The organism is Inquilinus sp. (assembly GCF_057815775.1).
The window spans coordinates 1-7,099 of sequence record NZ_JBYRFX010001018.1 but is presented as its reverse complement, the minus strand read 5'-3'; the positions used below and the strand labels follow the sequence as shown (position 1 = coordinate 7,099).

10 protein-coding genes are annotated in these 7,099 nt (G+C 69.2%); 5 read left to right on the top strand and 5 right to left on the bottom strand.

Annotation, left to right across the window (positions count from 1 at the left end; all coding sequences use genetic code 11):
• Window positions 1–268: 268 nt before the first annotated feature.
• Both AC3XYG_RS36410 and AC3XYG_RS36405 read right to left on the bottom strand, forming a co-directional pair.
• On the bottom strand, window positions 269–1,078 hold the full coding sequence (locus AC3XYG_RS36410; protein WP_489144788.1) for an SDR family oxidoreductase: 810 nt from the start codon (window positions 1,076–1,078) through the stop codon (window positions 269–271).
• The gene (locus AC3XYG_RS36405) at window positions 1,075–1,404 is read right to left on the bottom strand and encodes a nuclear transport factor 2 family protein (protein WP_489144787.1); all 330 of its coding nucleotides are present in this window, start codon (window positions 1,402–1,404) and stop codon (window positions 1,075–1,077) included. Before AC3XYG_RS36405 ends, AC3XYG_RS36410 begins: the two co-directional genes overlap by 4 nt.
• Window positions 1,405–1,459: 55 nt before the next feature.
• Here AC3XYG_RS36405 and AC3XYG_RS36400 point away from each other — a divergent pair, with 55 nt between their 5' ends.
• Together AC3XYG_RS36400 and AC3XYG_RS36395 are read left to right on the top strand one after the other, a co-directional pair.
• Window positions 1,460–1,855, top strand: a complete 396-nt coding sequence (locus AC3XYG_RS36400; protein ID WP_489144786.1) for a winged helix-turn-helix transcriptional regulator — start codon at window positions 1,460–1,462, stop codon at window positions 1,853–1,855.
• A 62-nt stretch (window positions 1,856–1,917) separates the two neighbouring features.
• On the top strand, window positions 1,918–2,604 hold the full coding sequence (locus AC3XYG_RS36395; protein ID WP_489144785.1) for a haloacid dehalogenase type II: 687 nt from the start codon (window positions 1,918–1,920) through the stop codon (window positions 2,602–2,604).
• Window positions 2,605–2,611: 7 nt separating this feature from the next.
• Here the strand turns inward: AC3XYG_RS36395 and AC3XYG_RS36390 are convergent, their stop codons facing one another.
• Window positions 2,612–3,073, bottom strand: coding sequence for a MarR family winged helix-turn-helix transcriptional regulator (locus AC3XYG_RS36390; RefSeq protein ID WP_489144784.1), 462 nt, complete (start codon window positions 3,071–3,073; stop codon window positions 2,612–2,614).
• 57 nt (window positions 3,074–3,130) lie between these two features.
• Between AC3XYG_RS36390 and AC3XYG_RS36385 the strand changes: the two genes are divergently transcribed.
• On the top strand, window positions 3,131–4,318 hold the full coding sequence (locus AC3XYG_RS36385) for an FAD-dependent oxidoreductase (RefSeq protein WP_489144783.1): 1,188 nt from the start codon (window positions 3,131–3,133) through the stop codon (window positions 4,316–4,318).
• On the opposite strand, the gene AC3XYG_RS36380 is transcribed toward AC3XYG_RS36385, so the two are convergent.
• Together AC3XYG_RS36380 and lpdA are read right to left on the bottom strand one after the other, a co-directional pair.
• Entirely contained in the window at window positions 4,294–4,605 is a 312-nt protein-coding gene (locus AC3XYG_RS36380; protein ID WP_489144782.1) for a hypothetical protein, read from the bottom strand. The genes AC3XYG_RS36385 and AC3XYG_RS36380 overlap by 25 nt on opposite strands.
• A 174-nt stretch (window positions 4,606–4,779) precedes the next feature.
• Complete coding sequence (lpdA, locus tag AC3XYG_RS36375; protein WP_489144781.1) at window positions 4,780–6,180, bottom strand: dihydrolipoyl dehydrogenase; 1,401 nt, start codon at window positions 6,178–6,180, stop codon at window positions 4,780–4,782.
• Between the two features lie 246 nt (window positions 6,181–6,426).
• Between lpdA and AC3XYG_RS36370 the strand changes: the two genes are divergently transcribed.
• Complete coding sequence (locus tag AC3XYG_RS36370) at window positions 6,427–6,822, top strand: c-type cytochrome (protein WP_489144780.1); 396 nt, start codon at window positions 6,427–6,429, stop codon at window positions 6,820–6,822.
• Window positions 6,819–7,099: VOC family protein (locus tag AC3XYG_RS36365; protein ID WP_489144779.1), on the top strand; the 281-nt coding region annotated here is incomplete at its 3' end. The genes AC3XYG_RS36370 and AC3XYG_RS36365, both read left to right, overlap by 4 nt.

The window sequence follows — 7,099 nt, the reverse complement described above, 5'->3', positions numbered from 1 at the left end:
CATCGCCAGCATGACCCAGGCCGCCCATCGCGAGATGTGCCGGATGACGATCGAAAGCCTCGACAATTTCTTCGCCGGCCGGCCCCTGACCAACGCACGCTGACGAACGCGGCGGCCTGCGCTCAGAGACTGTTCGAAAATGCGCTGGCGTGAGTCTGCTGGCGGTGGTTTCGAGAACCGGCGCGCAGCGGACATGGTCGTCCGTGAGCACCGGAAGCGCAGAAACCGCCGTCAGACGGCCGCGCCAGTAGCATTATCAAACAGGCTCTCAGGCCACCGGTACGGTGCCGCCGTCGATCACATGCTCGCTGCCATGGATCGATGCGGCGCGGTCGGAGGCCAGGAAGGCCACCAGCTCCGCCACCTCCTCCGGCCAGGCGGGGCGGCCGATCGGGATGCCGCCCAGCGACGCCATCAGGGCCTGGCGGGCGCCGTCGGTGTCGGTGCCCAGCTTGGCCGCCAGCTCTTCGATCAGCCCGGTGGCGCCATCGGTCTGCACCCAGCCCGGCGACACCCGCACCACGCGCACGCCTTTCGGCCCGACCTCCTTCGACAGCGCCTTGCCGTAGGTGGACAGCGCCGCCTTGGCCGCGGCATAGGCGGTGGTGGCCTCAGGCAGCGGCAGGCGGCTCTGGATCGAACCGACATGGACGATGACGCCCGACCCCTGCGCCAGCATTGCCGGCAGCAGCGCCCGGTCCAGCCGCACCGCGGGCAGCAGGTTCAGGTCGAAGGCGCGCTGCCATTCCCGGTCGTCCAGCACGGCTAAGCCGCCAGCCGGGGCCTTCGACCCGCCGACAACATGGATGGCGATGTCGACGCCGCCCAGCCGGTCGCGCACCGCATCGGCCACGGCGGCGCAGCCTTCGGCGCTGGCCAGGTCCGCCGCCACGAACAGCTCGTCGGCGTCCTCAGGCGCGGTGCGGGCGGCGGCCAGCACCGTGGCCCCGGCCCGGCGCAGCCTTGCCGCCACCGCGGCGCCGATGCCGCGGCTGCCGCCGCTGACCAGGACGCGCCTGCCGGCCAGCTCGCGCGGGCCGGCGGTGAAGGCTGGGCGGGCCGTGGAAGGGGCGGTCATCCCGCGATCTCCAGCGAGGTGATTTTGCCGGCCGCCAGGCCGAAGGCGAAGCGCAGCTCGACCGGGCTGCCGGGGAACTGGCCGGCGACCCGGGCGGTCAGCACGGTCCGGCCATCGGTCTCGGTCACGGCGAGGGGCTCGACCGTGTGCTGGTATTTGCGCTTGGAGTCGATCTTCCAGGCCATGATCGCCTCCAGCCCATGGATGGTGCGGCCCTCGTCGCGGACTTCGGCATCGGCGGCGAAGCAGGCGGCCAGCGCCGCCGTATCATCGGCGTTTTCCGCGGCGATGTAGGTGGCGATCGGTTCGGGCAGCGGCACGGTCATGACGGCTCCTCGGTGGACGGTTGCGGGACGCCAAGGATGGGAATAGGGTTTCGCAATGGCAAGAACGCACGAAAAAGTAAGGTACCCACCCGAAGGTAAGCGCCCGGCCTACACCGCCGGCACGGCGGCCGAGGGCATCGAACAGGCGCTGAAGATGCTGGAGGGGCGGTGGAAGCTGCTGATCCTGTTCCATCTGTTCGGCGGCAAGGTGCTGCGCTTCTCGGAGCTGGAGCGCGCCATCCCCGCCATCTCGCAGAAGATGCTGATCCAGCAGCTGCGGCAGATGGAGGCGGATGGCATGGTGCGCCGGATCGTCCATCACCAGGTGCCGCCCAAGGTCGAATACGGGCTGACCGAGTGGGGCCAGGCGCTGTGCCCAGCCCTGGACGCGATCCTGACCTGGGCGGAGCTGCGGCCGGACGCCGCGGCGGCTGACCCGGCGGCGGGCTGAGGCGAACGGCGTTCCGGGGACATCGCGACCGAGGAGCGAGCGACAGCATGGACACCGATCCGATGACCGGGGGGCCCCTGACGGGGGTGAAGGCCTGCGTCTTCGATGCCTATGGCACCCTGTTCGACCTGGTCTCCGCCGCCCGGCGCTGCGCCGATGTGCTGGGCGATCGGGTCGGCCCGCTGGCCGCGTTGTGGCGCGAGAAGCAGCTCAGCTATTCCTGGCTGCGGGCGGTGCAGGGACGCCACGCCGATTTCTGGCAGGACACCGGCGACGCGCTCGATTTCGCGCTGGAGACGCAGGGCATCCACGAACCCGGCCTGCGCGACCGGCTGATGGATTTGTACCTGACGCTCGAACCGTTCCCGGAGGTGCCGGCGGTGCTGCGCCGACTGCGCGCTGCCGGGCTGAAGACCGCGATCCTGTCCAACGGCACGCCGGCGATGCTGGAGGCGCTGGTCGCCGGCGCCGGGCTGCAGGACCAGTTCGACGCGGTGTTGTCGGTGGAGCAGGTCGGTGTCTACAAGCCGCATCCCAGCGTCTACCAGCTGGCGCTCGACACGCTCGGCCTGCCGGCCGGGGCGATCGCCTTCCAGTCGTCCAACGCCTGGGACGCCTTCGCCGCCTCGGCCTTCGGCCTGCGCGTGGTGTGGTGCAACCGCTACAGCCAGCGGCCGGAACGCCTGCCGGGCGCACCGGACCGGCAGGTGACGTCGCTGGCCGAGCTGCCGGCGCTGGTCGGGGCTTAGACCCGGGCTAGTCGGGCGCTTCTTCAGCGACGAGACGGTCGAGGTTCTCGTTCAGCCGCCGCATCAGGCTCAGCAGGGTTTCGACCTCGGCGTCGCTGAACCCGGCCAGCACGTCCCGGCTGCCCGCCGCCAGGGCCTCGCGCGCCGCTGGAAGCTTCGCCAATGCGGCCTCGGTCAGAGAGAACAGGCTGATGCGTCCGTCCTTCGGATCGGGCGTGCGCCGGACCAGCTTGTCCCGCTCCATGCGCGCCAGCATCTGCGCCATCGAGGGCTGCTCGATCTTCGCGAACTGCGTCAGCTGCTTCTGGGACAGCGCCTCGCCATTCCGTAGGAGATACAGCACCGGCAGCTGGCCGATGCTGAAGCCGAGCGGCTTCACCCGGCGCTCGCCGAGGCGGGCGAAGGCGCGCGATGCCATGTTGATGAGCGGCGCGGGGTTCGCGGACAGGGTCCAGTCGGGCACTTGCATTGGGGCCTATGTTTATTTATATAGGATCCTATATATCACTGCATGAAGACCCTGTCCATGATCCAACCCCTCCGCATCGCCATTGTCGGCGCCGGCCCCGGCGGCCTGACCCTGGCGCGGATCCTTCATCTGGCCGGCATCCGGGCGACGGTGTTCGAACGCGAGCCACATGCCCTGTCCCGGCCGCAGGGCGGCACGCTCGACCTCCATGTCGACTCCGGCCAGCTGGCGCTGCAGCGTGCCGGGCTGGAGGCCGAATTCCGCCAGATCGCCCGCTACGAGGACCAGGGCAGCCGCCTCTACGACAGCACCGGCAGGCTGGTGCTGGCCGACGACGATGCCACCGGAGGCGACCGCCCGGAGGTCGACCGCACAGCACTTCGCCAGATCTTGCTGGACGCCGTCCCGGCCGATGCCATCCGCTGGGGCCACGAGCTGCGCGAGGTGCGGCCGCGGGACGATGGCGCCTATGATCTCGTCTTCGAGGGCAGGACTGTGGGGCCGTTCGATCTGGTCGTCGGGGCCGACGGCACCTGGTCGAAGGTGCGGCGCCTGGTCTCGCGCTATCAGCCGCAATACACCGGCCTGACCTTCATCGAATTCGGCATCGACGATGCCGATGCCAGCCACCCCGGGCTTTCGGCGCTGGTCGGGCGCGGCAAGGCCGGTATCGAAGGCAATGACGGCCGCTGCATGATCATCCAGCGCAACGGCAACGCCCATCTGCGCGGCTATGCGATCTTCCGCGTTCCCACGGATTGGCCGGCGAAGCGGTTCGACTTCTCGTCACCGGCCGCCCTGCGCGCCGGGCTTGCCGCGGAATTCGGCGGCTGGGCGCCGGAGCTGGTCGATCTCATCCGCGCCAGCAACGACGCCATCGTCGCGCGCCCGATCCATGCGCTGCCGGTCGGGCATCACTGGCCGAACCGGATCGGCATCACCCTGCTCGGCGACGCCGCCCATGTCATGTCGCCCTTCGGCGGCGAGGGCGTGAACGCCGCCATGTTCGACGCGGCGGAACTCGCCCGCCATCTCACCGAGACCGGCGACTGGACGGAGGCCGTCAGGACCTATGAGGCGGAGATGTTCGCCCGGGTCGTCGAGCCGGCGACCCACGCCGCCGAGGCCGCCGCGACCGAGCTGTCGCATGTCAGCCTGGAGCTGAGCCTGGAGCATGCCAGGGGGCATATGCTCGCTCGCGGCGAGGACGCCGCGACCGCTCACCCGCCGCAATCGGCGGCGTAGCTGGTCTGTTCGTCGCTGGCGGCCTGCTGCTGTTCCTGGATGTCGGCATCGCGCAGCTGCAGCTCGGTCTGGCAGGTCTTGTACAGCGCACCCAGCTTGGCATAGGCGTCGGCCAGATCCTTGTGGGCGGCGCATTTCTCCGGCTGCGGCGCCCCCATCTTCGCCAGCCAGGCCGATTGCAGGGCCGGAATCCGGCCGGTCTGCGTCTGGAAATCCTCGGTGCAGCCGGCGAAGGCCGGCAGGGCCAGCAGCGGCGTCAGGAGGACGGCAAGCACGAATGATTTCACGGAAGGGCTCCCCATGGCTCTTTCGGAAGCCCACGCCGGACATGCTGCGTGAGCCCCGAAAAAACGTCCGGGCCCCGGGTTCGTTCCGGGAAGGCCGGCGGCCTGGCCGGTCGCGCACATGAAAAGGGCCCGGAAGCGTACTCCCGGGCCCGGTCGCGGCAGTGACGCCGGATCTTAGATGTGGATCGCCCGGCCGTCGACGGCGAGGGCGGCTTCCTTGACCACCTCGTTCAGGGTCGGGTGGGCGTGGCAGGTGCGGGCGATGTCCTCGGCCGAGGCGCCGAACTCCATCGCCAGCACGCATTCGGCGATGATGGTGCCGGCCTCGGCGCCGATGATGTGCACGCCCAGCACCCGGTCGGTCTTGGCGTCGGCCAGGATCTTGACGAAACCGTCGGTGGCGTTCATCGCCCGCGCCCGGCCATTGGCCAGGAACGGGAATTTGCCGGTCTTGTAGGCGATTCCCGCCTGCTTCAGCTCTTCCTCGCTGCGGCCGACCGAGGCGACCTCGGGCCAGGTGTAGACCACGCCCGGAATGGCGTCGTAATTCACATGGCCGGCCTGGCCGGCCAGGATCTCGGCCACCGCCACGCCTTCATCCTCGGCCTTGTGCGCCAGCATCGGCCCGGCGATGACGTCGCCGATGGCGTAGATGCCGTCGACATTGGTGCGGAAGTGCTTGTCGGTCTTGACCCGGCCGCGCTCGTCCAGCTCGACGCCGGCCGCGTCCAGGCCCAGCCCTTCGGTGTAGGGCCGGCGGCCGATCGACAGCAGCACGTAATCCGCCTCGATGGTCTCGGCATCGCCGCCCTTGGCGGGTTCCACCGTCAGGGTCACGCCGGTGTCGGTCTTCTGGGCAGCGGTGACCTTCGAGCTCAGCTTGAACGCCATGCCCTGCTTGGCCAGGATGCGCTGCATCTGCTTCGACACCTCGCCGTCATTGGTCGGCAGGATGCGGTCGAGGAATTCCACCACCGTGACCTTGGCGCCGAGGCGAGACCAGACCGAGCCGAGCTCGAGCCCGATGACGCCGCCGCCGATCACCACCAGATGCTTCGGCACCTCCGGCAGCGACAGCGCGCCGGTCGAGGTGACGATCCGCCCCTCATCGACCTCGACGCCCTTCAGCGGGGTCGAATCGGAGCCGGTGGCGATGATGAAGTTCTTGGCGGCGTAGGCCTGGCCCTCGATCTCGATCCGGTCCTTGGCGGTGAAGCGGGCGGTGCCCTTCAGCCGGTCGATCTTGTTTTTCTTGAACAGGAAGTCGACGCCGTCGACGTTCGACTTCACCACCTTGGTCTTGTGGCCCATCATCCCGGCCAGGTCGAGTTCGACGCCCGCCACCTTGATGCCGAAGGCGGCCAGGGCGTGGCCGGCCTCCTCGAACTTCTCCGAGGCGTGCAGCAGCGCCTTGGACGGGATGCAGCCGATGTTCAGGCAGGTGCCGCCGAGGGTCGGCATCTTCTCGACGCAGGCGGTCTTGAGTCCCAGCTGGGCGGCGCGGATGGCGGCGACATAGCCGCCGGGACCGGAACCGATCACGATCACGTCATAGGAGGCAACGGGGTCAGTCATCGCTCGCTCTCAGCCTGGCGGAAAGGGTGGCCGCACCCTGCATGAGCCGGGCCGCCGCCGCAACTGCGTCGATCGGAGTTCTGCCATCCCCGGATGATATGCGGGCCTATGGTCTGCTGCCCCGGCTGCCGGGTCCGACCGGGCAGCCCCAACACCCGGAAAGGGCTGCTGAAACAGCCCGCTACTACCCATCGCTTCCAGCGCTTTCCTAGGGTTGCGGCAACACAGGGAAACGCGGGGTCTGGGATGGGATATCGTGGAGGGGCCGCCGGTCTCGCAATGGCGGCGGTGCTGGTTCTGGCGGGTGCGGCCCGGGCGCAGATGACGCTGCCGGACCTGCCGAAGCCGACCGGGGCCGAGCTGTTCAAGCAGCAATGCCAGACCTGCCACACGCTGAACCCGTCCGACCCGCCGCGCCAGGGGCCGCTGCTGCTGGGCGTCTATGGCCGCAAGCCGGGCAGCGTCGCCGGCTTCCACTACTCGCCGAACTTCGCCAAGGCGGATTTCACCTGGGACGCCGCGCATCTCGATGCCTGGCTGACCGACCCCCAGGCCCTGATCCCCGGCGGAATCATGCCCTACCGGCAGAAGGACCCCGCTGTCCGCCAGGCCATCATCGCCTTCCTGAAAGATCAGAAATGACCGCGAAACCCGTCCATTCCATGATCCGGGTGCTCGACGAAGCCCGCTCGGCCGATTTCTACCGCCGCGCCTTCGGGCTGCAGCCGGCGGGCCGCTTCGCCTTCGACGATTTCACCCTGGTCTATCTCCGCAACGCCGCCTCGCCCTTCGAGGTCGAGCTGACGATCAACCATGGCCGGACCGAACCCTATGCGCTGGGCGACGGCTACGGCCATCTCGCGGTCACGGTCGGTGACCTAGATGCCGAGCATGAGCGGATGGCGGGCGAGGGGCTGCA